22 protein-coding genes are annotated in these 23453 nt (G+C 57.1%); 17 read left to right on the top strand and 5 right to left on the bottom strand.

Going from position 1 to position 23453, the window contains the following annotated elements; all coding sequences use genetic code 11:
• Window positions 1-46 precede the first annotated feature (46 nt).
• Together HG264_RS05215 and cysS are read left to right on the top strand one after the other, a co-directional pair.
• A complete protein-coding gene (locus HG264_RS05215; RefSeq protein ID WP_169406663.1) occupies window positions 47-1714 on the top strand; it encodes a glutamine--tRNA ligase/YqeY domain fusion protein in 1668 nt (555 codons plus the stop codon).
• 4 nt (window positions 1715-1718) lie between these two features.
• Window positions 1719-3104: a cysteine--tRNA ligase gene (gene cysS / locus HG264_RS05210; protein WP_169406662.1), complete on the top strand. Its 1386-nt coding sequence runs from the start codon at window positions 1719-1721 to the stop codon at window positions 3102-3104.
• A 59-nt stretch (window positions 3105-3163) separates the two neighbouring features.
• On the opposite strand, the gene HG264_RS05205 is transcribed toward cysS, so the two are convergent.
• Window positions 3164-4576: a sodium:alanine symporter family protein gene (locus tag HG264_RS05205; RefSeq protein ID WP_169406661.1), complete on the bottom strand. Its 1413-nt coding sequence runs from the start codon at window positions 4574-4576 to the stop codon at window positions 3164-3166.
• A gap of 247 nt (window positions 4577-4823) precedes the next feature.
• Here HG264_RS05205 and HG264_RS05200 point away from each other — a divergent pair, with 247 nt between their 5' ends.
• From HG264_RS05200 to HG264_RS05180, 5 genes are all read left to right on the top strand, one after another.
• On the top strand, window positions 4824-5654 hold the full coding sequence (locus HG264_RS05200) for a metal-dependent hydrolase (protein ID WP_169409014.1): 831 nt from the start codon (window positions 4824-4826) through the stop codon (window positions 5652-5654).
• Window positions 5655-5668: 14 nt separating this feature from the next.
• Window positions 5669-6577, top strand: coding sequence for an AEC family transporter (locus HG264_RS05195; protein ID WP_169406660.1), 909 nt, complete (start codon window positions 5669-5671; stop codon window positions 6575-6577).
• Between the two features lie 194 nt (window positions 6578-6771).
• Window positions 6772-7899, top strand: a complete 1128-nt coding sequence (locus HG264_RS05190) for an NAD(P) transhydrogenase subunit alpha (RefSeq protein ID WP_169406659.1) — start codon at window positions 6772-6774, stop codon at window positions 7897-7899.
• Between the two features lie 2 nt (window positions 7900-7901).
• A complete protein-coding gene (locus tag HG264_RS05185; RefSeq protein ID WP_169406658.1) occupies window positions 7902-8237 on the top strand; it encodes an NAD(P) transhydrogenase subunit alpha in 336 nt (111 codons plus the stop codon).
• The gene (locus HG264_RS05180) at window positions 8234-9652 is read left to right on the top strand and encodes an NAD(P)(+) transhydrogenase (Re/Si-specific) subunit beta (protein WP_218573043.1); all 1419 of its coding nucleotides are present in this window, start codon (window positions 8234-8236) and stop codon (window positions 9650-9652) included. Before HG264_RS05185 ends, HG264_RS05180 begins: the two co-directional genes overlap by 4 nt.
• A gap of 144 nt (window positions 9653-9796) precedes the next feature.
• Here HG264_RS05180 and HG264_RS05175 read toward each other — a convergent pair whose 3' ends face one another.
• Entirely contained in the window at window positions 9797-11233 is a 1437-nt protein-coding gene (locus tag HG264_RS05175; protein WP_169406657.1) for an aldehyde dehydrogenase family protein, read from the bottom strand.
• 257 nt (window positions 11234-11490) lie between these two features.
• Between HG264_RS05175 and iscR the strand changes: the two genes are divergently transcribed.
• From iscR to HG264_RS05125, 10 genes are all read left to right on the top strand, one after another.
• A complete protein-coding gene (iscR, locus tag HG264_RS05170; protein WP_169406656.1) occupies window positions 11491-11967 on the top strand; it encodes a Fe-S cluster assembly transcriptional regulator IscR in 477 nt (158 codons plus the stop codon).
• A 108-nt stretch (window positions 11968-12075) separates the two neighbouring features.
• Window positions 12076-13512, top strand: a complete 1437-nt coding sequence (sufB, locus tag HG264_RS05165; RefSeq protein ID WP_169406655.1) for a Fe-S cluster assembly protein SufB — start codon at window positions 12076-12078, stop codon at window positions 13510-13512.
• 58 nt (window positions 13513-13570) lie between these two features.
• Window positions 13571-14320, top strand: a complete 750-nt coding sequence (gene sufC, locus HG264_RS05160) for a Fe-S cluster assembly ATPase SufC (RefSeq protein ID WP_169406654.1) — start codon at window positions 13571-13573, stop codon at window positions 14318-14320.
• Window positions 14320-15627 (top strand): Fe-S cluster assembly protein SufD, encoded by a 1308-nt coding sequence (sufD, locus tag HG264_RS05155; protein ID WP_169406653.1) that lies wholly within the window; start codon window positions 14320-14322, stop codon window positions 15625-15627. The genes sufC and sufD overlap by 1 nt, the downstream gene beginning before the upstream one ends.
• Window positions 15620-16867, top strand: a complete 1248-nt coding sequence (locus HG264_RS05150; RefSeq protein ID WP_169406652.1) for an aminotransferase class V-fold PLP-dependent enzyme — start codon at window positions 15620-15622, stop codon at window positions 16865-16867. The genes sufD and HG264_RS05150 overlap by 8 nt, the downstream gene beginning before the upstream one ends.
• 12 nt (window positions 16868-16879) lie before the next feature.
• Complete coding sequence (locus HG264_RS05145; RefSeq protein ID WP_169406651.1) at window positions 16880-17236, top strand: iron-sulfur cluster assembly accessory protein; 357 nt, start codon at window positions 16880-16882, stop codon at window positions 17234-17236.
• Between the two features lie 13 nt (window positions 17237-17249).
• The gene (gene sufT, locus HG264_RS05140) at window positions 17250-17771 is read left to right on the top strand and encodes a putative Fe-S cluster assembly protein SufT (RefSeq protein ID WP_169406650.1); all 522 of its coding nucleotides are present in this window, start codon (window positions 17250-17252) and stop codon (window positions 17769-17771) included.
• A gap of 9 nt (window positions 17772-17780) precedes the next feature.
• The gene (locus HG264_RS05135; RefSeq protein ID WP_169406649.1) at window positions 17781-18200 is read left to right on the top strand and encodes a SufE family protein; all 420 of its coding nucleotides are present in this window, start codon (window positions 17781-17783) and stop codon (window positions 18198-18200) included.
• Between the two features lie 195 nt (window positions 18201-18395).
• Window positions 18396-19451 carry a GGDEF domain-containing protein gene (locus HG264_RS05130; protein WP_169406648.1) on the top strand — a complete coding sequence of 352 codons (1056 nt, stop codon included), beginning with the start codon at window positions 18396-18398 and terminating at the stop codon, window positions 19449-19451.
• 51 nt (window positions 19452-19502) lie between these two features.
• Window positions 19503-19892, top strand: a complete 390-nt coding sequence (locus tag HG264_RS05125) for a YkvA family protein (protein WP_169406647.1) — start codon at window positions 19503-19505, stop codon at window positions 19890-19892.
• Between the two features lie 14 nt (window positions 19893-19906).
• On the opposite strand, the gene HG264_RS05120 is transcribed toward HG264_RS05125, so the two are convergent.
• From HG264_RS05120 to HG264_RS05110, 3 genes are all read right to left on the bottom strand, one after another.
• Window positions 19907-20335 carry a DUF411 domain-containing protein gene (locus tag HG264_RS05120; RefSeq protein ID WP_169406646.1) on the bottom strand — a complete coding sequence of 143 codons (429 nt, stop codon included), beginning with the start codon at window positions 20333-20335 and terminating at the stop codon, window positions 19907-19909.
• 194 nt (window positions 20336-20529) lie between these two features.
• A complete protein-coding gene (locus HG264_RS05115; RefSeq protein WP_150301571.1) occupies window positions 20530-20688 on the bottom strand; it encodes a YqaE/Pmp3 family membrane protein in 159 nt (52 codons plus the stop codon).
• 277 nt (window positions 20689-20965) lie between these two features.
• Complete coding sequence (locus tag HG264_RS05110) at window positions 20966-23185, bottom strand: TonB-dependent receptor domain-containing protein (protein WP_169406645.1); 2220 nt, start codon at window positions 23183-23185, stop codon at window positions 20966-20968.
• Window positions 23186-23453: the final 268 nt, after the last annotated feature.

Raw genomic sequence — 23453 nt, 5'->3', positions numbered from 1 at the left:
CGCGATGCCCACGGGCGTCGCCTGTAACCGAGTCCTGCGAATCCCTATGAACAAACCGGAATCCACTACCCCAGCACATTTCCTGCGGCAGATCGTCAAGGCCGACCTTGAAAGTGGTAAGCACCAAAACATCGTTACGCGTTTTCCGCCGGAGCCCAACGGTTACCTGCATATCGGACACGCCAAATCGATCTGCCTGAACTTCGGGCTGGCGGAAGAATTCGGCGGTCAGTGCAATATGCGCTTCGACGACACCAATCCGGCAAAGGAAGAGCAGGCGTATATTGACGCGATTAAGCGTGATGTTGAATGGCTGGGTTTCAAGTGGGCCGGTGACATCCGTTACGCCTCGGACTATTTCGATCAACTGCACGCCTGGGCTATCGAGCTGATCAAGGCAGGCAAGGCCTACGTCTGCGATTTAACGCCAGAACAGGCGCGCGAGTACCGCGGCAACCTGACCGAGCCCGGAAAAAACAGCCCGTTCCGCGATCGCAGCGTTGAGGAGAACCTCGATCTGTTCGCGCGCATGACTGCCGGCGAGTTTCCCGATGGCAGCAAAGCGCTACGGGCCAAGATCGATATGGCGTCGCCGAACATGAACATGCGCGACCCGATTCTCTACCGCATTCGCCACGCTCACCATCATCAGACCGGTGACAAGTGGTGCGTCTATCCGAGCTATGACTTTACCCACGGCCAGTCGGATGCCATCGAGGGTATTACCCACTCGATCTGCACGCTGGAGTTCGAAGATCACCGTCCTCTTTATGAATGGTTCCTGGATAACCTGCCAGTCCCGGCCAAGCCACGGCAGTACGAATTTGCCCGGCTTAACCTGAATTACACAGTTACCAGCAAGCGCAAGCTTAAGCAGCTGGTTGACGAAGGCCATGTACAGGGCTGGGATGATCCACGCATGTCCACCCTCAGCGCCTTTCGCCGCCGCGGTTACACGCCAGCATCGATTCGTGAGTTCTGCGAGCGCATCGGCGTTACCCGCTCCGATGGGGTGGTCGATATGGGCGTGCTGGAGTTCTGTATCCGCGACGACCTGGATGCCCATGCGCCGCGTGCCATGTGCGTACTGCGTCCGCTGAAAGTAACCATCACCAACTATCCTCAGGGCCAGGTCGAGCAGCTATCACTGCCGCGTCATCCGAAGCAGGATATCGGCGCGCGTACCTTGCCGTTCAGCCGCGAGATCTATATCGATCAGGATGATTACATGGTCGATCCACCGAAGGGCTACAAGCGCCTGGTACCCGGTGGTGAGGTCCGGTTGCGCGGTAGCTACGTGATTCGTGCCGACGAGGCTGTTACTGATGACGAAGGGAATATCGTAGAGCTGCTGTGTTCCTACGATCCGGGCACGCTGGGCAAGAACCCCGAGGGCCGCAAGGTCAAGGGCGTCATTCATTGGGTTCCAGCTGCAGAAAGCATTGAATGCGAAGTGCGTCTGTATGACCGTCTGTTCAAAACAGCGAACCCGGACAAGGGCGAGGAGGGCGTCGGCTTCCTGGAAAACATCAACCCGGACTCACTGATCACGCTGCAGGGTTGCCGCGCCGAGCCGTCGCTTGCGGACGCGACCCCCGAGGACCGTTTCCAGTTCGAGCGTGAGGGGTATTTCTGTCTGGATAGCGTGGATTCGACTGCGGACAAGCCTGTATTCAACCGTACCGTTACGCTGCGCGATTCCTGGGGGCAATAAGAGCATGCCGCTGACTCTCTACAACACCCTGAGCAAGACCAAGGAAGCCTTCAAACCACTCGAAGGAAATCAGGTGCGGATGTACGTCTGTGGCATGACGGTTTATGACTACTGTCATATCGGCCACGCCCGGGTGATGGTCGCCTTTGACGTCATTTCCCGCTGGTTACGCTATCGCGGGTATGACCTGACTTACGTGCGCAACATTACTGATATCGACGACAAGATAATTCGCCGCGCCAACGAGAACGGTGAAAGCTTCCAGGTGCTGACCGAGCGCATGATCGCGGCCATGCACGAAGACGAAACGCGTCTGAATGTGCTGCGTCCGGATCAGGAACCCCGAGCCAGCGATCACATTGCCGGCATGCACGAGATGATCCAGACCCTGATAGACAAAGGCTACGCCTATGCGCCGGGTAATGGCGATGTGTATTACCGGGTCGGCAAGTTCGAAGGCTACGGCAAGCTGTCACGTCGACGCATAGAAGATCTGAAGATCGGCGCACGCATCGAAGTGGATGAGGCCAAGGAAGATCCGCTGGATTTCGTCTTATGGAAAGCGGCCAAACCGGGTGAGCCCAGCTGGACTTCGCCCTGGGGCGACGGCCGGCCTGGCTGGCATATCGAGTGCTCGGTCATGTCCACCTGTTGTCTTGGCGAAAGCTTCGATATCCATGGTGGCGGGCCGGATCTGGTGTTTCCCCACCACGAAAACGAGATCGCGCAGAGCGAGGCCGCTACCGGCAAGCCTTACGCGGCCACCTGGATGCACGCCGGTGCGGTGCGCGTGGACGGCGAGAAGATGTCCAAGTCATTGGGCAACTTCTTCACCATTCGCGAAGTGCTGGAGAAGTATCACCCGGAAGTGGTGCGTTATTTGTTGGTATCCAGTCACTACCGCAGCGCGATCAACTATTCGGAAGACAATCTGAAGGAAGCCAAGGGAGCGCTTGAGCGCTTCTATCGTGCGCTCAAGGGGCTGCCTGATGCTGCACCAACGGACGCTGTCGGCTATGCCGAACGTTTCGCGGCGGCTATGGACGATGACTTCAATGCACCCGAAGCCTGTGCGGTGCTGTTTGACATGGTGCGCGAGGTCAATCGTCTGAAGGATAGCGATCAGCACGCTGCCGCCGCGCTGGCTGCCAAGGTTCGGGAGCTGGCCTCGACGCTTGGTGTGTTGCAATTGGATGCGGATGAATTCCTGCAGGCCGGCGCGTCCGGTCAGGTTGATGCGGCGGAGGTACAAGCCTTGATCGATGCGCGATTGCAGGCCCGGGCAGACAAGAACTGGGCGGAATCGGATCGTATCCGCGATCAGCTCACCGACATGGGTGTAGTGCTTGAGGACGGGAAGGGCGGGACCACCTGGCGCTTGCGCGGGTAAGCCTGGTTCGTAATACAGGAGCAGGTGCGGCGCTCATCCCGCAGCACCTGCCCCCTCGCTCAACGCCAGATATTATTGTTGATTTTCTCCTTCAGTTCGGGGTAATCCGAAGCCTTGAACGTCGGCACCACCCCTTCCTTGCGCTGCGCCAGATAATCCTTGGTCAATTTGGCAACAGTGCCCGAGAGCAGAACAATCGCAACCAGATTGATAGTCGCCATGAGGCCCATCGACGCATCAGCGGCGTTGAACACCGTCGTGACAGCTTCGTACGCGCCCCATACCACCATGCTCAGCGTCGCCATCCGTAACAGGGTCATGCCCAGCGTGTTCCCGACGCCAAGGTAGATCATCGCGTTCTCGGCATAGGAGTAATTGGCGACAATCGAAGTAAAGGCGAAGAACAGAATGGCTATGGCGATGAAATAACTGCCAGCGACGCCGATGTGCGATTCCAGCGCCTGCTGCGTCAACTGCGTACCGGTGATTCCCGAGCCTGGCTCCATCACACCCGAAAGCAGAATCATGACGGCCGTGGCAGTACAGATCACTATGGTGTCGATGAACACCCCCATTGCCTGTACCAACCCCTGGGACGAAGGGTGGTGCGGGGCGGGCGTGGCGGTGGCTGCAACGTTGGGGGCTGAGCCCATGCCAGCCTCGTTTGAAAACAACCCACGCTTGATACCGTTGAGCATCGCAGCTGTTACCGAGCCTGCAACGCCGCCGGCAGCCTCTTCCAGGCCAAACGCGCTGCGGATAATGGTCATCAGCACGCCGGGTACTTCGGAGAAGTTCATCACCAGTACTACAAGCGCCATCAGCACATAGGCGCCGGCCATGAAGGGCACCACCAGTTCGGCGAACCGGGCGATGGTGCGCAGCCCACCGAAAATCACCATGCCGGCCAGCACCGCCAATGCGAGACCAGACCAGATCTTTGGAATGCCGAAGGCACCTTCCATAGCATCGGCAATGGAGTTGGCCTGCACTGCGTTGAATACCAGCCCGAAGGAGATGATCAGAGCGATGGAGAAAATCGCGCCCGCCCAGGGTGCTTTCAAACCTTTCGAGATATAAAACGCCGGGCCACCGCGGTATTGGCCTTTTCCGTCCCGCACCTTGTACAGCTGTGCCAGCGTGCTCTCGGCATACCCGGTCGCCATGCCAACCAGCGCGACCATCCACATCCAGAAGATCGCGCCGGCGCCGCCCAGGTAAAGAGCCACGGCTACGCCAGCCAGGTTCCCCGTGCCGACCCGTGAGGCAAGGCTGGTACAGAGCGCCTGAAAGGGCGATATCCCAGACGCATCGCTTTGCCTGGAGCCCTTTATCGCTCTTACCATCTCGCCAAAATGCAGGAATTGCAGGAACCCGAGGCGGATGGTGAAGAACAACCCCACCGCCAACAGGCCGTAGATAAGCACGTAGCCCCAAAAGATATTATTGAGAAAATCGATGATAGCGGTCATGGCACATCCATCTGGAATGAAAAACAGTTGTAACTCTAGTCGCTACGCTTCAATACGCCAGCATCGACCACTACCTGCGTCCCGCGGGTTGCGGAACGCCGTCCGACCTGGCGTCATTTGACAAGCAACGCGGCTCGCGATGAAACAGCAACAGACCCTGGCATCCATCGAGACATCTATGCCTGGCGGCCAGACGGAGTAATATGCAGTGCAGGTTTGCATTTAGACATGGAGATCGCGCATGAATATCAAAACAAGAACGCCGCCAGCCTTGCAGATACTACCGAGGCGTCCGGAGCTGGCTTTACCTGATCCGTTACCGCGCCACTGGCACAGTAATGATCCCTTCAAAACGCATTTTTTCAACGCCATGTCCGTGCTGTTTCCGGATGGCGAACGTTACTTCATTGACTCGGTCCGGTTGTTCCGCGAGCGGATCATCGACACGGATCTGCAGCAGCAGATCCGTGGATTCATAGGCCAGGAAGGCCATCATAGCCGTGAACATATCGAATATAACCAGCGCTTACGTGACCTGGGTTATGACATCGATGCATTGGAAAGCACGGTCAAGAAACGCATTCGCTTCGTTCAGAAGAATTTTTCAGCTGAGCGGCAGCTGGCAGGCACCGTGGCGATGGAGCACTTCACCGCGATCATGGCGGATTTGCTACTGCGTGAGCCCCATTGGATTGACGGCGCAGTTGAGCCAATGCAGAGCTTGTGGCGGTGGCACGCGCTGGAAGAAACAGAGCACAAAGCCGTTGCCTTTGATGTCTACATGCAAGTGTGCGGGGACCGTAAAATACTGCGACGGGCGATGCGTCAGGCGACCTTTTTCTTTCTCAAGGATGTGACGCGGGGCATGTGGCACATGCTGCGCAAGGATGGCAAACTGACCGATCTGCCCATGATGTGTCGTGGCATGCGCTGGCTATGGGGGCGCAACGGTTTTTTCCGCAAGCTTGTGGGTGTGTACCAGGACTATTATCAAAGCGACTTTCATCCCTGGCAGCACGACAACAGCGATCTGCTTGATCAATACGCGCCCGCGTTTGCTTCCGCGCTGGTTCGCTAAGGTGAAGCCATAGAGTGGTAGTCATCAACGCCCTTGTTCCGATCTTCGGGCTAATCCTGCTGGGGTATGTGCTTGGCAAGCGCCACTGGTTACCGGCTGAGGCGGGCGCGGCGCTGGCGGCCATCACTTTCCGGATGTTCATGCCGGTTCTGCTGTTCTCGGGTCTGGCCCGCGCCGACCTGACCGAGGGGCTGTCGCCGCTGCTTTTGCTGGTTTATTTTCTACCCGCCGTAGGTCTGTTCTGCGCAGTCAACTGGTTGGTCCACCGGCGCTCCGGGCAACCGAGCTCTATGGGCCTGGCTGCCAGTTATTCAAATAATGTGCTGGTGGGTGTGCCCCTGATAAGCATCCTGCTCGGGCCGGATAAACTGGTGTATCTGTTTGCCATTCTGATCTTCCACAGCCTTGTGCTCTTCACGCTGCAAAGTCTCTACAACAGTCTGTGGCGCAGCGGGGGACGTGGCGGGATAGATAAGCGGGGGCTGTTCAAGAGTCTCGCAAATCCGCTGATCATCGGCCTGTTGCTAGGCGCGGCGCTCAATCTTTCCGGGGTGGCCGTGCCCGCACCGCTCTGGCGTATGGTGGAGTGGCTGGCTGCCGCTGCGCTGCCCTGTGCATTGTTGGTGCTGGGGCTGAGCCTGTCGCATTACCGCTTGCATCTCAGTCGCGTCATGTGCGGCCTGACCCTGGCGAAACTGGTGCTGTTTCCTGCACTCGTGCTGGCTGTCGGGCTCCTGATTCCAGGGCTCAGCGCCGATGCGCGGACGGTACTGATACTGATGGCAGCCTGTCCGACGGGCGTGAACGTGCTGGCCTTCGCCATGGCAGAGGACGACAGCCGCATCATCAGTTCGGTGATATTTCTCTCGACGCTTCTGGCTGCTGTAACCCTGCCGATCTGGCTTGTGCTGCTGACAGGCTAATCTCAAACTTTCAGATTTTATGGTTTTGCCACACCGCCTCGCGGGTCATTTATCGCTACCGCCCCGCTCGCGAAAAATGCAGGTGCGCCGTGCATTTTTGCGCATCGAATCCGTTACGAAAACGGCCAGGGGTTGAGGTATGCTCTTCGCCGGCTTTCATTCTGAACAAGACGAACAACATAAAAGGAAACCCCATGCCGGTCAGTCTGTTTGTTCCAGTGGAACGGCGCGCGAACGAAAAGCGCGTTGCCCTGGTGCCGTCGGTAGCCAGCAAGCTATCGAAGCTGGGCATCGACATCTCACTGCAATCAGGCGCTGGCCTGGCTGCGCGGGTCCCGGACGCCCTCTATGCAGGAGAGGGCGTCCAGATAGTTGGCGCCCCTGTGGCCGCCGATCTGGTATTCAGGGTTCAGCCTCCCGAGCTTGCGGACATTGAGCAGATGGAGCCGGGTACGGTGTTGTGCTGCTTCGTCTATGCGCACCGCGAACCGGAGATTGTCAGAGCGCTGCGTGACCGGCAAATCACCTGTTTCGCCATGGAACTGGTCCCACGTATCACCCGCGCACAGGCGATGGATGCCTTGTCCTCCCAGGCGGCATTGTCCGGCTACGCAGCCGGCCTGATGGCCGCTACCAACCTGAACCGTATCCTGCCGATGATGACCACAGCCGTTGGCTCGCTACGGCCGGCCAAGGTGTTGGTGATGGGTGCCGGCGTAGCGGGCTTGCAAGCGCTGGCGACGGCCAAGCGCCTGGGTGCCATGATCGAAGGCTACGATGTGCGCTCGGAAGTCAAAGAGCAGGTTGAATCGGTGGGCGGCAAGTTTGTTGATACTGGAGTCTCCGCCAGCGGGCAGGGCGGGTATGCCCGCGAACTGACCGACGACGAAAAAAACCAGGTGGAAAAGGTCGTCACCCGACACATCCAGCAGGCCGATGCGGTGATCACCACGGCAGCCATCCCTGGCCGTCCGAGCCCTAAAATTATCAGTGAAGCGCAGATCATGGGCATGAAGCCTGGTTCGGTCATTATCGACCTGGCCGCCGAGGGTGGCGGCAATACGCCGCTTACCGTTCCCGGAGAAACGGTCGAGGTTGGCCCGGTCACTATTGTCGCGCCCATGAATGTCCCCAGTCGTCTGGCTGAGCATGCATCCGAGTTGTACGCCCGCAACCTGCAGCAGCTGGTTGGCCTGATGGTCAAGGATGGAGAGCTGCAGATTGACTGGGAAGACGAGATCCTGGCCGGGGCAGTACTGACCCACGCCGGCGAAATCCGCAACGAGGCCGCCCGCCGGGCCGTCGAGATCGAAGAGGAATAACCATGGACGCAACAACTACGATTACCGGCTTTGTCGCCCTGTATATCTTCATGCTTGCAGCCTTCACCGGGTACGAAATCATCGGGCGCGTTCCGGCAATCCTGCACACGCCATTGATGTCCGGTTCCAACTTCGTACACGGCATTGTGGTGGTCGGTGCGATGTGGGCACTGTTGAACGCAGCGACGCCGCTGGAGCAGGTAATCGGTTTTTTCGGTGTGTTGTTGGGAGCGGGTAACGCGGCCGGCGGTTACGTGGTGACAGAGCGCATGCTGGAAATGTTCAAGCCCAGCGATAAACGCCAGAAAGACGCCTCGGACAAGGAACAACAAGAATGACTGAGATGATTATCGAATCCGTTTACTTCATAACGGCACTGCTGTTCATTTACGGGCTGAAGCGGATGGCGAGTCCGGTGACCGCACGTTCCGGCATCCTCATTGCCGGTGTCGGCATGGTGCTGGCTGTGCTGGCCGCGTTCCTTTACGGGCTGGATGTCAGCGAGCGGGCACAGCCGCATCTCGGCATGAACTTGACTCTGGTGGTGATTGCGCTGGGGCTGGGCCTGGGCTGGGCCTGGTACAGCGGCAAGAAGGTCGCGATGACCGACATGCCGCAAATGGTGGCGCTGTACAACGGTATGGGTGGCGGGGCCGCTGCAGCCATTGCAGCGATGGAGTTGTATTCCGGTAACGCCCAGGCCCATGGCGTGGTGGTGTCGGTACTGGCAGTACTCGGCGGGCTGATAGGTTCAGTGGCGCTGTCCGGCTCGCTGATTGCCTGGGCCAAGCTCGACGGCCGCATGAACGGGACTATACGGCTGCCGGCGCAGCAGCTGATCAACGCCGTGCTGTTTTTTGTCACGCTCGGTATTGGCGCGGCAGTTATCGGCTCCGGAATCGGCGGTGGCGTTTCGATGCTGTTGATCTCGGTGTTCTTTCTCGCGTCTCTGGCGCTGGGTGTGATGCTGACCACGCCGATCGGCGGCGCCGATATGCCCGTGGTGATTTCCCTGTACAACGCTTTTACCGGCCTTGCGGTTGCGTTTGAGGGCTTTGTGCTGCAGAACCCGGCGATGATCATCGCAGGTACTGTAGTGGGCTCCGCCGGCACGCTGCTGACATTGATGATGGCCAAGGCGATGAACCGCCCGGTATCCAATGTGATCTTCAGCCAGTTCGGCGGGGAGGATGATAGTGACGCCGGTGATATTGAGGGCTCTATGAAGCCTGCGGATGCCTCCGATGCGGCTATCGCCATGTATTACGCGAACAAGGTGATTATCGTGCCAGGCTATGGTCTGGCTGTCGCGCAGGCGCAACACAAGCTCTATGAGTTCGTGAAGCTGTTGCAGAAGCAGGGCGTTGACGTGGCATTCGCGATCCATCCGGTGGCGGGGCGCATGCCCGGTCACATGAACGTGCTCCTGGCTGAGGCCGGCGTGCCCTACGACATCATTTACGACCTGGAAGACATCAACGAAGCGTTTCAGCAAGCGGACGTGGCCATCGTTCTCGGCGCCAACGACGTGGTTAATCCGGCTGCGCGCACACGCAAGTCGAGCCCGATCTACGGCATGCCGATTCTCAACGTGGATATGGCGCGCCAGGCCTATGTGGTCAAGCGCGGGCAGGGCAAAGGCTATTCGGGCGTCGAGAACGAGCTGTTCTACGCTGACAACACCTCGATGGTCTATGGCGACGCGCAGAAGGTCATGGTGCAGATGATTGATGCGGTGAAGTCGCTGGGGTGAGCCAGGCAAACAAAAAACCGCAGCCTGTGGCTGCGGTTTTTCTTGGATCTGCGATTCGTTGCGGATCCGGTTCGACCGGGGGTTACCCCGGCCTATGTTGCGTACCGAACTGCCGGCCGAGCTGGAACTCGACCTTCGTCAGACTTACTTTGCTTTGGCGTTGTAACCAAAGATCGACTTGACCTCGAGGAAGTCCTCGAAACCGTAATGCCCCCATTCGCGACCATTACCCGATTCCTTGAAGCCGCCGAAAGGTGCCTTGTTGTCCAGCGGAGCACCATTGAGGTGGACCATGCCGGTACGAATCTGACGGGCAACTTTACGGGCGCGTTCCGGATCGCCAGCTGATACATACCCGGACAGGCCGTAGGAGGTGTCGTTGGCGATACGTACCGCTTCTTCCTCGTCTTCATAACCAATGATGGTCAGTACCGGACCGAAGATTTCCTCGCGGGCGATTTTCATGTCATTGGTGACGTGGCTGAAAATCGTCGGCTTGACGTAATAGCCCTTCTCCAGGCCATCAGGCCGGCCTGTGCCGCCTACAACGAGCTTGGCGCCTTCCTCGATACCCGCAGCGATCAGACCCTGGATCTTGCTCCACTGCGCTTCGGAAGCAACCGGCCCGATGACAGTGTCCTCAGCCTTGGGATCGCCCGGCTTGACCTTGGCGGCCACGGCTTGAGCGATAGCACTGACCTCATCCATGCGGCTGTTAGGTACCAGCATGCGGGTAGGCGCGTTACAGGACTGGCCGCTGTTGTTCATGCACGACATGACACCATGGGCAACCATTTTCTCGAAGTTGACATCGTCCAGCAGAATGTTTGCTGACTTGCCGCCCAGCTCAAGCGCAACGCGCTTGATGGTGTCTGCGCCGCTTTTCATGACCTGACGTCCGGCACCGGTAGAACCGGTGAAGGACATCATGTCGATGCCCCAATGTGCGGACATGGCGGCACCGACGGTGGGACCGTCGCCATTGATCAGGTTGAACACGCCCGGTGGCACGCCTGCTTCATCCAGAATTTCAGCCAGTAGCAATGCAGACAGCGGAGCGACTTCAGAGGGTTTGAGTACCATCGTGCAGCCGGTCGCCAGCGCAGGACCGATCTTGCAGGTCAGCTGGTTCATTGGCCAGTTCCAGGGCGTGATCAGGCCGCAAACGCCGATCGGCTCTTTAACGACCAGGGTGGTGCCGATCTCTTCTTCAAACTCGAAGTCCTTCAGCACTTCCAGCGCGGTGGCAAAATGGCCGAGACCTGACGGCGCCTGAGCCTGCTTGGACAGCTTGGCAGGCGCGCCCATTTCCATGGAGATGGCTTCGGCGACCTCAGGCATGCGTTTGTGGAAAACAGCGATAACCCGCTCCAGCAGGGCTATGCGTTCTTCACGGCTGGTCTGGGAATAGCTCTCGAAAGCTTTGCGCGCTGCGGCGACAGCCAGATCGACATCTTCGTGGTTACCCAGGGCGATAGTCGCTACGACTTCTTCGGTGGCGGGGTTGATGACATCGGCGCTACCGGTGCCCTGTGGTTCTACCCACTGACCATTGATATAGAACTGCTTGTGATGGCTCATGAAATGCCGGCTCCTTGAGTTGGTGGCGAAGAATAGTCCAACGATAGCACTGTCCGCACTTTTGTATCACCGCTTTTACGCTAGATCACTGTTGGTTATCCCCGCCAATGTGTTGAGTTTCACGCGTAGCGTGATGGCTTTATACTACTCGGCCTCTCTGGCTCGCGGCCCCCGGCGTAATACTTGACTAAAACACTTGGATATTGCATAGTTTTGCCAACGTTGAACCGGATTGGGGCCTCCTCCCAGGAGCAAGAATGCGTCTGACAACCAAAGGCCGCTATGCAGTAACAGCCATGCTCGACCTGGCCTTGCATGCGGATCAGGGACCAATAACGCTGGCCGATATCTCGATGCGCCAGGGCGTTTCAATTTCATATCTGGAACAGTTGTTTGCCAAGCTGCGGCGCAGTCGACTGGTTGAAAGTGTTCGCGGCCCGGGTGGCGGATATCGTCTTGCAGGCGGACCCGATGCAATCAGCGTGGCACAGATTGTCGAGGCAGTTAATGACTCCATGGACGCCACGCGTTGTCTGGGAAAAGGCGACTGTCAGGACGGTGAGATCTGTCTGACGCACCATCTCTGGACTGACCTCAGTAACCGTCTACGTAATTTTCTGAATGATATAACCCTGGCCGAACTGGTTTCCCGTGAAGACATTCAACGGGTGCGTTCGCGGCAGGACCGGGGCTGCTCAAGCGCTATCGAGCCAGTTCTGGAACGCATTATCTAGCGGCCCGAGAGCCGATCGAAGAGTGCAGCGTCTCATGGCGTTGTGAAGCCTGAAACGAATTGGCAGCAACTTGTCACACGGCAATTGCTGCGGAATTGAGGTGATACCGTGTCTCAGCAAGTCGAAAACCTGATCAAGAAGGACTACGCGGCCGGGTTTCACTCTGCCATCGAGTCCGACACTTTGCCGCCCGGCCTCAACGAAGAGGTTGTGCGGTTCATTTCCGCCAAGAAAGAAGAGCCTGAGTGGTTGCTGGAGTGGCGTCTGAAGGCATTTCGTGCCTGGCAGGAAATGGAAGAGCCGACCTGGGCCCATGTGCATTATCCGGAGATCGATTTTCAGTCCGTTTCCTATTTCTCTTCGCCCAAAAGCATGGCCGATAAGCCCAAGAGCCTGGACGAAGTCGACCCCGAACTGATCGCTACCTACGAAAAGCTGGGTATTCCGCTGCATGAGCAGGAGATGCTTGCTGGCGTTGCGGTGGACGCGGTATTTGACTCGGTCTCGGTTGTAACGACTTTCCGCGCCAAGCTGGAAGAAGCGGGCGTCATCTTCTGCCCGATCAGCGAAGCCGTGCACCGCTGCCCGGAGCTGGTCCAGAAATATCTCGGCAGCGTGGTTCCGCAGAAGGATAACTACTACGCTGCGCTGAATTCCGCTGTGTTCTCTGACGGCTCGTTTGTCTATATCCCCAAGGGCGTTCGTTGCCCGATGGAGCTGTCGACCTACTTCCGCATTAATGAAATGAACACCGGGCAATTCGAGCGCACCTTGATCATTGCTGATGAAGGTTCACACGTCAGCTATCTGGAAGGCTGCACCGCGCCCATGCGCGACGAAAACCAGCTGCACGCTGCGGTGGTTGAACTGGTCGCGCTGGACGGTGCGACGATCAAATACTCGACCGTTCAGAACTGGTATCCCGGTGACTCGGAAGGCAAGGGCGGCATCTATAACTTCGTGACCAAGCGTGGCCTGTGTCATGCCAACGCCAAGATTTCCTGGACTCAGGTCGAGACCGGTTCGGCTATCACCTGGAAGTATCCCAGCTGCATCCTCAAGGGTGACAACAGTGTCGGTGAGTTCTATTCGGTAGCGCTGACCAACAACTTCCAACAGGCCGATACCGGCACCAAGATGATTCACCTGGGCAAGAACACCCGCTCGACAATCATCGCCAAGGGGATTTCCGCTGGCCGCAGTAACAGCGCCTATCGCGGTCTGGTTCGCATGAATCCCGGCGCCGAGGGTGCGCGGAACTTCACCCAGTGTGACTCGCTGCTGATCGGTGACCGCTGCGGTGCGCATACCTTCCCCTATATCGAGAGCAAGAACCCGTCGGCAGTGGTGGAGCACGAAGCAACTACCTCCAAGGTCAGCGATGACCAGATGTTCCTGTGTCAGCAGCGCGGACTCGATGCGGAGAAAGCCATATCGATGATCGTTAACGGTTTCTGCCGTGAAGTGTTCAAGGAGTTGCCGATGGAGTTTGCTGTGGAAGCGGGCAAATTGCTTGAGGTCAGTCTCGAAGGGTCGGTGGGTTAACCCGATCAAGCCGGACGCTCTACGCGCCATACTAATTCACAAGTTATCAGGCCAAAATATGTTATCAGTCAAAGGGTTGCACGCTAAAGTTGAAGAGAATGATATCCTGAAAGGATTGGATATCGAGATCAAGCCGGGCGAAGTTCACGCCATCATGGGGCCGAATGGCTCGGGCAAGAGCACCCTCGGCAACATTCTCTCCGGCCGTCCCGGCTACGAAGCCACTGCGGGCAGTATCACCTTCAAGGGGCATGATTTGCTGGATATGGATACCGAGGAACGGGCGCGTGAAGGTCTGTTTCTGGCATTCCAATACCCCGTAGAGATTCCCGGCGTGAGCAACATGGAGTTTCTGAAAGCCTCGGTAGATGCCAAGCGCAAGCACGCAGGCCTGGAGCCCCTGAGCTCGGTCGATTTCATGAAGCTCGCCCGCGAAACCAGCAAGCGCGTCGACCTTGAGGCCAATTTCCTCAAGCGTGGCGTAAACGAAGGTTTTTCCGGCGGTGAGAAGAAGCGCAACGAGATCATGCAGATGATGCTGCTTGAGCCGGACCTGTGCATTCTCGACGAAACCGACTCCGGTCTGGATATCGATGCTCTGCAGGTGGTCGCCGATGGCGTAAACAGCATGCGCGACGGCAAGCGCAGCTTCATTGTCGTGACGCACTATCAGCGTTTGCTGGATTACATCGTACCGGATTACGTTCACGTACTGGCGGGTGGCAAAATCGTCAAATCCGGTGACAAGAGCCTGGCGCTCGAACTCGAAGCCAAGGGCTATGGCTGGCTGGAAGGTGAGGTGGCCTGATGAGCGATTTTCAGAATGTCGCATTGCGACTGGCGGAGGCTCAACGTAGCCCCGACTGGTTGCAGAGCCTGCGCGAGCGCGGCGCACTGAGCTGGTCCTCAGCCAAGTGGCCGACCCGCAAGACCGAGCTCTGGAAGAACACGCCGCTGCAGCCGCTGCAGAGTGACATGCCGTCACGTTGGGCTGCGGCCACTGGCGCTGCCTGGCAGCAGGACATCGAGCAGATCGATATCGATGCAACGCGACTGGTGTTCGTCAATGGCCAGTTCATGGCCGAGCTCTCAAGTGATCTGCCGGCGGAGGTCGTCCGCTTTGCCGATGCAGATGATGCGCAGCGCCAGGTAATCGAGCAAAAGCTTGGTACCGTAGTCGATGCCGAGCGTCACCTGTTCGCCGCTTTGAGCAACGCCTGGGCAGCCGATGGCATTCTGGTTCAGGTGCCGCGCAATCAATCGCTGGGCAAGCCCATCTACGTCCTGAACGTGTCTACCCCTGAGGCTGAGCCTGCGGTCAGTAACCAGCGCGTACTCATGCTACTGGAAGAGGGCAGCCGGGCCGAGCTCATCGAGCACTACGTTTCGGCGGACAGCAAGCAAAACGGATTCGTAAACAGCCTGACCGAGGTTATCGTGGGCCAGAACGCCCAGGTGCAGCATTACCGCATCAACCTCGAACAGGAAGACCTGCTGCATGTCGGTGGCGTCCATGTAAACCTGCACCGCGACGCTCGTTTCCATGGTTTCACCCTGGCTCAGGGTAGCCGGCTGAAGCGCATCGATTATCAGGTCAATCACCGGGGCGAGGGTGCTCATCTCGAACTGCACGGTGTCTACCTGCCGCGCAACAGGCAGCTGATCGATTACCACACCAACGTCGAGCATTGCGTGCCGCATTGCACCACAAACGAGGTATTCCGCGGCATTATCGGTGACTCGGCCAAGGCCGTATTCAACGGGCGCATTCATATTCACCCGCAGGCGCAGAAGACGCTGGCCGAACTCAGCAACAAGAATTTGCTGACCTCGCCAACCGCGGAAATCTACACCAAGCCCGAGCTTGAGATTTACGCTGATGACGTACGTTGTGCCCACGGCGCGACCATCAGTCAGCTGAATGAAACGTCGCTGTTCTACCTGCAAAGTCGCGGCGTCGAGCGCGCCGAAGCGATCAGCATGCTCAGTTTCGGTTTCATCAACGAATTGCTGACGCAGGTGCCGGAGCAAGCCATTCAGGATTACCTGCGCCCGCGCCTGACCACGCTGTTCGGGCAGGGGAGTGAACTGCTGGGGCAGCTGGATTATGAATGATTTGAGCATCACCACAGCGCCTGCGTTTGATGCGGACAAAGTGCGTCAGGACTTTCCGATTCTGAATCAGGAGGTCAATGGTCATCCGTTGGTCTATCTGGATAACGCCGCTACCACGCAAAAGCCGGAAGCGGTGATTCAGGCGATTGTGGATTACTACCGCACAGACAACAGTAACGTGCATCGCGGTGCGCACAAGCTGGCGGATCGGGCGACAGAAAAGTTCGAGGCCGCCCGTGTGAAAGTCGCCGCGTATATCAACGCGGCTGAAGCACGGCAGATTATCTGGACGCGTGGCACATCCGAAGGCATCAATCTGGTTGCCTCCAGCTGGGGCCGGACCAACCTGAAGCAGGGTGATCGCGTTCTAGTATCGGCGATGGAGCATCATTCGAACATCGTGCCATGGCAGATGGTTGCGCTGGAAGTCGGCGCCACGGTCGAGGCCATACCGGTGGATGAAACCGGCACGCTGGATCTGGACGCGCTCGCTTCCATGCTCGATGAGCGGGTGAAGATGGTCGCTTGCGGTCACGTATCCAACGCGCTGGGCACTATCAATCCGGTCGAGCAGATCATTGGGATGGCGCACGCCAGCGGCGCGCTGTGTCTGATCGATGGCGCGCAGGCAATCAGTCACTTCGATGTCGACGTTCAGGCGCTGGATTGCGATTTTTATGTATTTTCCGCGCACAAGCTGTTCGGTCCGACCGGGCTTGGCGTTTTATACGGCAAGCTGGACCTGCTGGATGCCATGCCCCCCTATCAGGGCGGCGGTGAAATGATCGAGACGGTCAGCTTCGCCGGAACCACCTACAACCAGCTGCCCTACAAGTTTGAAGCGGGCACGCCACATATCGCCGGGGTAATCGGCTTTGGCGCTGCGATCGATTATCTCCAGCAGCTGGATCGCCAGGGTGCGCAGGCGCATGAGCAGGCATTGCTAGCCTATGCGGAAAAACGCGCCCGGGAAACACCCGGCGTGCAGCTGGTGGGCACTTCAGCGTCCAAGACAAGCGTCTTGAGTTTTCTGCTCGAAGGCACCCACCCCCAGGACGTCGGGATGCTGTTGGACCAGCAAGGCGTGGCTGTCCGCACCGGCAATCACTGTGCTCAGCCGATCATGGATCAGTTCGGCATTCCAGGCACCATTCGCGCCAGTTTCGCCTTTTATAACACCAGGGCTGATGTGGACCGTTTGTTTGAAGCATTGGCCAAAGCCAGACAGTTCCTTGTCTGATAAGGAGTTCGCATGAGCGTAGAATCCTTCGATCCGGGTAGCCAGGTCGTCACCGTCACGCCCGCGGCACTCGAGCATTTCCGTCGACAGCTGCTGGGGCAGGAAGGCAAGGCCGTCCGCGTCAGCATTAAGAAGAGCGGCTGTACCGGCTTCATGTATGTCATTGACCTGGTAGAGCAGGGCAGCGACGACGATATTCAGTACCAGCTGGACGACGAGGTTAAGCTGCTGCTTTCCCGCGACAGCCTGCCGATCCTCAGCGGCTCGGAGATCGATCTGGTCAGGGAAGGTATCAACAAGCAGATCAAGTTCATTAACCCTAACGTCAAAGACCAGTGCGGTTGCGGCGAAAGCTTCAGTGTGAGTTGAGATGGAAAGACGCATGGTAGTTGCGCAGGCGGATTGTCCTGCGCGTCGTGTACCGGATGGCACTCCGCTGATCATCCCCAAGGATACCTTCGTGACGATCACGCAGGCATTGGGCGGCAACTATACGGTTACGTATCAGGGGCAAATGGTGCGGGTCGATGGCACCGATGCGGCTAACCTGGGGCTGGAGCCGGAGCTGCTGAGCTTTCCTGAACCGCAGGACGACCAGATCCGCGAAGAGCAGGTCTGGGAGGCGCTGGGTACCATCTATGATCCCGAGATCCCGGTTGATCTGGTTAATCTTGGACTTGTGTATTCGGTCAAGCTTGACCAACAGGCCAAGCGTGTTGATATCGAGATGACACTGACGGCGCCGGGCTGCGGTATGGGGCCGGTATTGGTCGGCGATGTAGAGTACCGCGTGCAGCGTGTCCCCAACGTCGAAACGGTCAAGGTCGATCTGGTATTCGATCCGCCATGGAGCCGGGACATGATGAGCGAAGAAGCCCAGCTCGAAACCGGTATGTTCTTTTAAGAGGTCTGCATGAGCCAGCTAGGCACCGATACCACCAGCGACGACATCATCGAGACGCTATCCTTTTTCGATAGCTGGGAGGACCGCTACAAGTACATCATCGATCTGGGCAAGGAATTGCCGCCACTGGATGATGCGTATCGCACCGACGACAACATTGTGCGTGGTTGTCAGAGTCAGGTGTGGCTGGTCAGCCGCAGGGAAGGGGACCGCTTCTTCTTTGATGCCGACAGCGATGCGTTTATCGTCAAAGGCCTGCTCGCCGTCGTCCTGGCTGCTTATAACGGCAAGACGGCCGAGCAGATCGGGGATTTCGATATTGAAAGCTATTTCGAGCAATTGAATCTGCTCAAGCACCTCAGTGTCACGCGCGGCAACGGTTTGCGCGCCATGGTCAAGCGTATCCAGGATACAGCCGCAGCGGCGTAAGCTCTGGCTTCGCTGTTCGGTGGGGACGGGCGATCTGCGATAAGGCAGATACTGGTCCTGCAATCGCCTTCAGCTATGTCCAAATACACGCGATGTCATTATGATATTGATGCGTCTCGCCCATGGCGTTATGGTCATGGAAAAAGACGGCGCAACCTTGGGTTGCGAATACAATTCATCAGGATATGACACAGCATGCAACGGATATGGCGACGGCTGACGGGCGATTATCAACTAGCGATTATTACGTCCGTTGGATTCCTTGGCCTGGTCGCGTTAACACCCTTTGCGATATATCGCCTGTCTCATGCTGACTGGCTGGTCGGCGCCGTTGATATTTTCCTGATACTGAGCACCTGCACTGCCGTGGCATACGCCTGGCGTACCGGCGATACATTACGACCCGGACAGTTTCTGGCCGCCTTCTACTCGACTGCGGCTGTGCTCGTAGCCATCAATCTGGGCGTGGACGGGCTGTTCTGGTTTTACGTCATGATCGTCTTCAACTTTTTCGTTGTACCGCCGCTGCAAAGCACTATCGCAACCTTGCTCGCACTCGCCGCGTTGTCCGGCTACAGCCTGGCCGGGCAAGGCCACCCCTTTGAAGACCTCCCCCAGCTGGTTTCCTTTGCCATTACGGCAATTATCACCAGCGTGTTTGCGATGATCTTCGCTGCGCGCGGGCGGGTCCAACGGCGACAGCTACACGAACTCGCAACCATCGATCCTCTCACCGGCATAGGCAACAGGCGTGCCCTCGAGACCGAGCTTGTGCGGGTATTCGCTGAACACACTCGTTATGGTACCGCCTACGGATTGCTGGTACTGGATCTGGACCACTTCAAGCGGATCAATGATACGTTTGGCCATAAGGCAGGCGATCGTGTGTTGAGGGATTTCGTAAGCATCGTCGACTCCGCCTGCCGTCAATCGGATCGATTGTTTCGCTTTGGAGGCGAAGAGTTTGTACTGCTGGCTCCACAAGTCGACCTGGACGGGCTTGAGCAGGTTGCCAGGAATATCCTGCGTACCGTCCAGGCCGAATTGCGCAACGCTGAAGGGGGAGAGGTGACGGTCTCCATCGGGGGCGCACAGGCGTTGTGGCAGGCAGATTACAAATCCTGGCTACACAGTGCAGACGAGTGCCTTTACCAGGCCAAACATGCAGGACGCAATACGATAGTTATCGACGGAGCGGGAGCTAAGCGGCAGCCCACGCTGTCAGATTGCGTACAGGCGGCTACTCCGTAGCGATCAATCACTGCGGAGGGCGTCATCGACAACGCATCCGGAGATGGCAGCATGACGCACAGCAGATTCAGTGAGAAAAGCTATTGGAGCAAGCTTAGCCGGTTTGCCTTGAGCGCAGGCCGCGAAGCAGTGGAGAAGTCCCTTTTTCTGTATTACGCGGCTCAGCGTCCTGAAACACCGAAATGGGCCAAAACAGCGATGTACGGTGCTCTGGCCTATTTCATTGCGCCGGTTGATACCATGCCAGATTTCCTGCCGATGCTTGGGTTTACGGACGACCTTGCGGTTATGGCTGCCGCGATCACAATGGTATCGTTTTATATCAACGATGAAGTCAAGGCCAAGGCACGTAACAAACTGAACGCCTGGTTCGGGGAGAAACAGGGTACTACCTACGAGGGCACTGCCGAACGTCCAGAATCAGCCCGCACCCAGGGCTGATTCTGATTTATTACTCAGGGGTATGTGTTGAAAACCTTTTGCTCACCCTCGTCGTTCACAGCGATGACCTTGTAAGCGTCCTGTCTGTCGCCCATTTCCATGCCCGGTGAGCCTACAGGCATGCCCGGGACGGCAAGTCCCACCACATCGGGTTTGTCGCTCAGCGCCAGAATGTCAGCTGCCGGTACGTGCCCTTCGATAAAGCGCCCATCAATTATCGCCGTGTGGCATGAGGCCAGCTCAGCCGGCACGCCAGCTTCTTGTTTGACGCTACGCATATCGTCTTCTAGGTGGTCGTTAACGGTAAACCCGTTTCCCTCAAGATGTTCAATCCAGGCCGAGCAACACCCGCAATTAGGATCTCTATGCACATCTATCGTCATTGGGTCGCCGGCATGGGCCAAGCCGGATATCAGCACAAGGGAAGCAAGCAATCGCGTCATGGGGTATCTCCTATCAAGAGGCCCAAGAGTACGGTTAGTCGGCGCGCCTCGCAATGCGAAAAGGACGATAAGAATTAACCGTTTATCCGATGAATCGTGCCTCAGCATTAAACAGAGGGAGGGTACATGCCGAACAGTGTTATAACGCGGAACCGCCAGTTATAACACTGGCGACGCGGCAATGTATTACCTGACTAGCGACGCGCAATAATCCACACTGCGTGAATGATTCCTGGGATGTAACCGAGCAGGGTCAGCAATATGTTCAGCCAGAACGCGCCGCCTAGGCCGACTTGCAGAAAAACGCCTAGCGGGGGAAGCAAAATTGCGCAAATCAAGCGAACCAGATCCATCGTCACGCTCCTTTAGGTCAGTCAGAAAAGTGATCCGTCGTAAACTCGACGGTTAAAGTTCTGACACTGCTGGTCCGACGAACGTTCCTGAATCAAGTGTTGTTCCGGTGTGTTGCCACCAGCGTGACTATGCCGGAAAGGAGTCTTCCAGCATCGGCACCTGGAAAGAAGCGATAGCGCAACAGAACGATCGCAAGGGATTTGGCTGCAACCGACGGGAAAACCCCGACAACAAAAAACCGGGCACTCGGCCCGGTCGTTTGTTCTTTACTTGGCTTTAGAACTCCATCGTAGCCGATAGCCAGAGTCGGCGGCCTTCTTCAATGCTTCCAGCGCTCGCCATGCCTCGCGAGATGTGAGCATAGCTGGACGCCCACTGGGTATCGCCTTCGCTATCCGTATAGTAGTTACCCTTGAGAAAATCCTTATCGAAAACGTTGTAAATTGTCGCATTCAGCGTCACGTTTTCGGAGGCGCGGTACGAACCGCCCAAGTGAAATACTTCATAGGCCTCGGTGTCGCCGACCTGCCTTTGCAATGCCTGGTCGTCAGGTTCCAGGTTCGCATAGCGCTGGGTATAGCGCGCCCGCTCACTGCGGTATTCACCTTTGAACCAAAGTCCAAGGCGCTGCGTAGCATCCCAATGAATACTGGCGTTGAGCATATGCTCAGGTGTATTGGTCAGAGGTTCACCTTTATCGGGACCGCTCTTTTGTTCGCTATCGTTGTAGGTGTAATTACCGGCCAGACGCCAGCGTGGCGCGAACTGCCAACTCGCGGCCAACTCAACCCCCTGGGTGGTGGCCTCTCCAATATTTATCAGTTGGTCATAGAAGCCCTCGGGGATTAGAGGGTTGCCACTGATATATACGGCGTTGCCATCCGAGATCTTCTCCTTGAAGTCATTGTGGAAGATGGTGGCGTTGGCATTGAAGCCGGCGAGATTGTCGTAATAAACGCCGAACTCGCTATTAGTGCTTTCTTCAGGTTCCAGGTCCGGACTACCAATGGTGAGCGTGTCACCCTGGCTGGTAATCCCATTGATCCCGTCATGCAGATCATTGAGATCGGGCGTTCGGTAGCCTTTGCTCACACCGCCTTTCAGTGTCCAGTTATCACTGGTATTCCAGACCAGGTAGGCGCGCGGGCTGACGTTCCCACCAAAGGCTTCGTGGTCTTCGTATCGGGCCCCAAGCGTTAGCGCCAGATCGTCGCGGATACGCCACTCATTCTCGGCGAACAACGCCCAGGATTTCTGTTCAAAATCCTCGTTAGCGATGCCGTCGGTCATCTCTGCATCGCGATATTGCCCACCTACTGTGGTGAGGTGTGATAGTCCGACCGGGACAACCAACTTGGTATCAAATACCAGGTCGGTGCTCTCTAGCTCCCGGTCGGAACCAATGATCGGGGCATGCGGCAGAGTCGGATGCGCTTCACCAATCAGGTAGTCCACCCCGTCTACCTCGGCACTGGGGATGGTGCGCCCAATCGTTTCGGTAGCATTTCGTGTCAGGCTGCTATCCAGCGTGCCGAATCCGAAACGAGCCGTATGACCTAGCGCAAGCTGTTCCCGCTCGAATCGCTGCTCGTCCTGATAACCACTGGCCGAACCGGGATCTTCCGCACAGTTTCGATCGAAGCCGTCCAGGGTACCCAATTGACACTCGTCGTTGTTGTAAACCTGGCGACCACGTTCCACGTCGAGATAGAGATCATGATTTTCAACCGGAGTGAGACTCAGCCGGCCGCCAATATTGTAGTTGCGTCCTTCTACCGGGGACGCGCCGCGCTTGGTTACTTCGGAATCGTTATCAAACATCAGGTCTGACGCGCTGCGATCATACAGACTGCCGCGCACCGCGAGCCCGAGTACCCCATCGATCAGCGGGCCACTGGTATAGAAACTAGTCTTGCTAGCATCGCCGTAATCCCGGTTTTCCTGAAAGGTGTGATCAAGGCTAACTGAAGTTCCCCATTCGTCCGCGACCCGCTTGGTAATGATGTTTATTACCCCGCCCATGGCATCAGAGCCATACAGGGTAGACATCGGCCCTCGAATCACCTCGATGCGTTCGATCGCAGACATGGGCGGCATGAAACTGGTGGATGTGTCGCCAAAACCGTTCGGCGCGACGTCGCCAGGACTGTTTTGCCTGCGCCCGTCTATCAGGATCAAGGAGTACTCGCTTGGGAGGCCTCGAATGCTTATGTTCAGGCCACCCGTTTTACCGGTACTCTGGCGCACATCAATCCCCTCGACATCCTCCAGAGCCTGCGCCAGATTGGCGTAACGCTTGCCCTGCAGATCTTCATTACTGATCACACTGATACTCGCCGGCGCTTCAGTGATTTTCTGCTCGAAACCTGAAGCGGTAACAACGGTATCAGACAACCTCACAGCGTTTTCATTGGCCATCGCGATGCTACTGGAAAGCATTACGACAGAACTGGCCAATGCGAAGGGAAGTGCATGCGAGCGGGGATTCGACAGCATTTATAACTCCTGTGGACGTTTGCCGATGGCTTCTGTGGCGAACGATAATGATTCTCAAACAGTGGTGCACTCTAGAAGCATTGGCATCGAAATTCCAGTCCAAGAAATGGAATACACCATTGAAGAAAACGAAACATCGCTATAATCGTTAGGAAACTGCCGGCAAAACAATAGCTTAATGATGGATATGGAATCCGCTTATGCATTTGCGATATAACGATAATCAGTCTTAATTGACATGAGTTCACATTCGCTGAAAAATTGAACC

It is taken from the genome of Pseudomonas sp. gcc21, assembly GCF_012844345.1.
In the GTDB taxonomy this organism is placed as follows: Bacteria; Pseudomonadota; Gammaproteobacteria; order Pseudomonadales; family Pseudomonadaceae; genus Halopseudomonas.
This window is presented reverse-complemented; position numbering and strand designations above follow the sequence as displayed.

Excerpts from the sequence above, each read along its gene's own strand:
- HG264_RS05150 (WP_169406652.1), top strand. The coding sequence starts at position 15,620 with ATGAATGATTTGAGCATCACCACAGCGCCTGCGTTTGATGCGGACAAA.
- sufT (WP_169406650.1), top strand. The coding sequence starts at position 17,250 with ATGGTAGTTGCGCAGGCGGATTGTCCTGCGCGTCGTGTACCGGATGGC.
- HG264_RS05130 (WP_169406648.1), top strand. The coding sequence starts at position 18,396 with ATGCAACGGATATGGCGACGGCTGACGGGCGATTATCAACTAGCGATT.
- HG264_RS05135 (WP_169406649.1), top strand. The coding sequence starts at position 17,781 with ATGAGCCAGCTAGGCACCGATACCACCAGCGACGACATCATCGAGACG.
- HG264_RS05125 (WP_169406647.1), top strand. The coding sequence starts at position 19,503 with ATGACGCACAGCAGATTCAGTGAGAAAAGCTATTGGAGCAAGCTTAGC.
- HG264_RS05205 (WP_169406661.1), bottom strand. The coding sequence starts at position 4,576 with ATGACCGCTATCATCGATTTTCTCAATAATATCTTTTGGGGCTACGTG.
- HG264_RS05190 (WP_169406659.1), top strand. The coding sequence starts at position 6,772 with ATGCCGGTCAGTCTGTTTGTTCCAGTGGAACGGCGCGCGAACGAAAAG.
- HG264_RS05120 (WP_169406646.1), bottom strand. The coding sequence starts at position 20,335 with ATGACGCGATTGCTTGCTTCCCTTGTGCTGATATCCGGCTTGGCCCAT.
- HG264_RS05185 (WP_169406658.1), top strand. The coding sequence starts at position 7,902 with ATGGACGCAACAACTACGATTACCGGCTTTGTCGCCCTGTATATCTTC.
- HG264_RS05175 (WP_169406657.1), bottom strand. The coding sequence starts at position 11,233 with ATGAGCCATCACAAGCAGTTCTATATCAATGGTCAGTGGGTAGAACCA.
- sufD (WP_169406653.1), top strand. The coding sequence starts at position 14,320 with ATGAGCGATTTTCAGAATGTCGCATTGCGACTGGCGGAGGCTCAACGT.
- HG264_RS05110 (WP_169406645.1), bottom strand. The coding sequence starts at position 23,185 with ATGCTGTCGAATCCCCGCTCGCATGCACTTCCCTTCGCATTGGCCAGT.
- HG264_RS05180 (WP_218573043.1), top strand. The coding sequence starts at position 8,234 with ATGACTGAGATGATTATCGAATCCGTTTACTTCATAACGGCACTGCTG.
- HG264_RS05115 (WP_150301571.1), bottom strand. The coding sequence starts at position 20,688 with ATGGATCTGGTTCGCTTGATTTGCGCAATTTTGCTTCCCCCGCTAGGC.
- sufC (WP_169406654.1), top strand. The coding sequence starts at position 13,571 with ATGTTATCAGTCAAAGGGTTGCACGCTAAAGTTGAAGAGAATGATATC.
- cysS (WP_169406662.1), top strand. The coding sequence starts at position 1,719 with ATGCCGCTGACTCTCTACAACACCCTGAGCAAGACCAAGGAAGCCTTC.
- HG264_RS05145 (WP_169406651.1), top strand. The coding sequence starts at position 16,880 with ATGAGCGTAGAATCCTTCGATCCGGGTAGCCAGGTCGTCACCGTCACG.
- HG264_RS05215 (WP_169406663.1), top strand. The coding sequence starts at position 47 with ATGAACAAACCGGAATCCACTACCCCAGCACATTTCCTGCGGCAGATC.
- iscR (WP_169406656.1), top strand. The coding sequence starts at position 11,491 with ATGCGTCTGACAACCAAAGGCCGCTATGCAGTAACAGCCATGCTCGAC.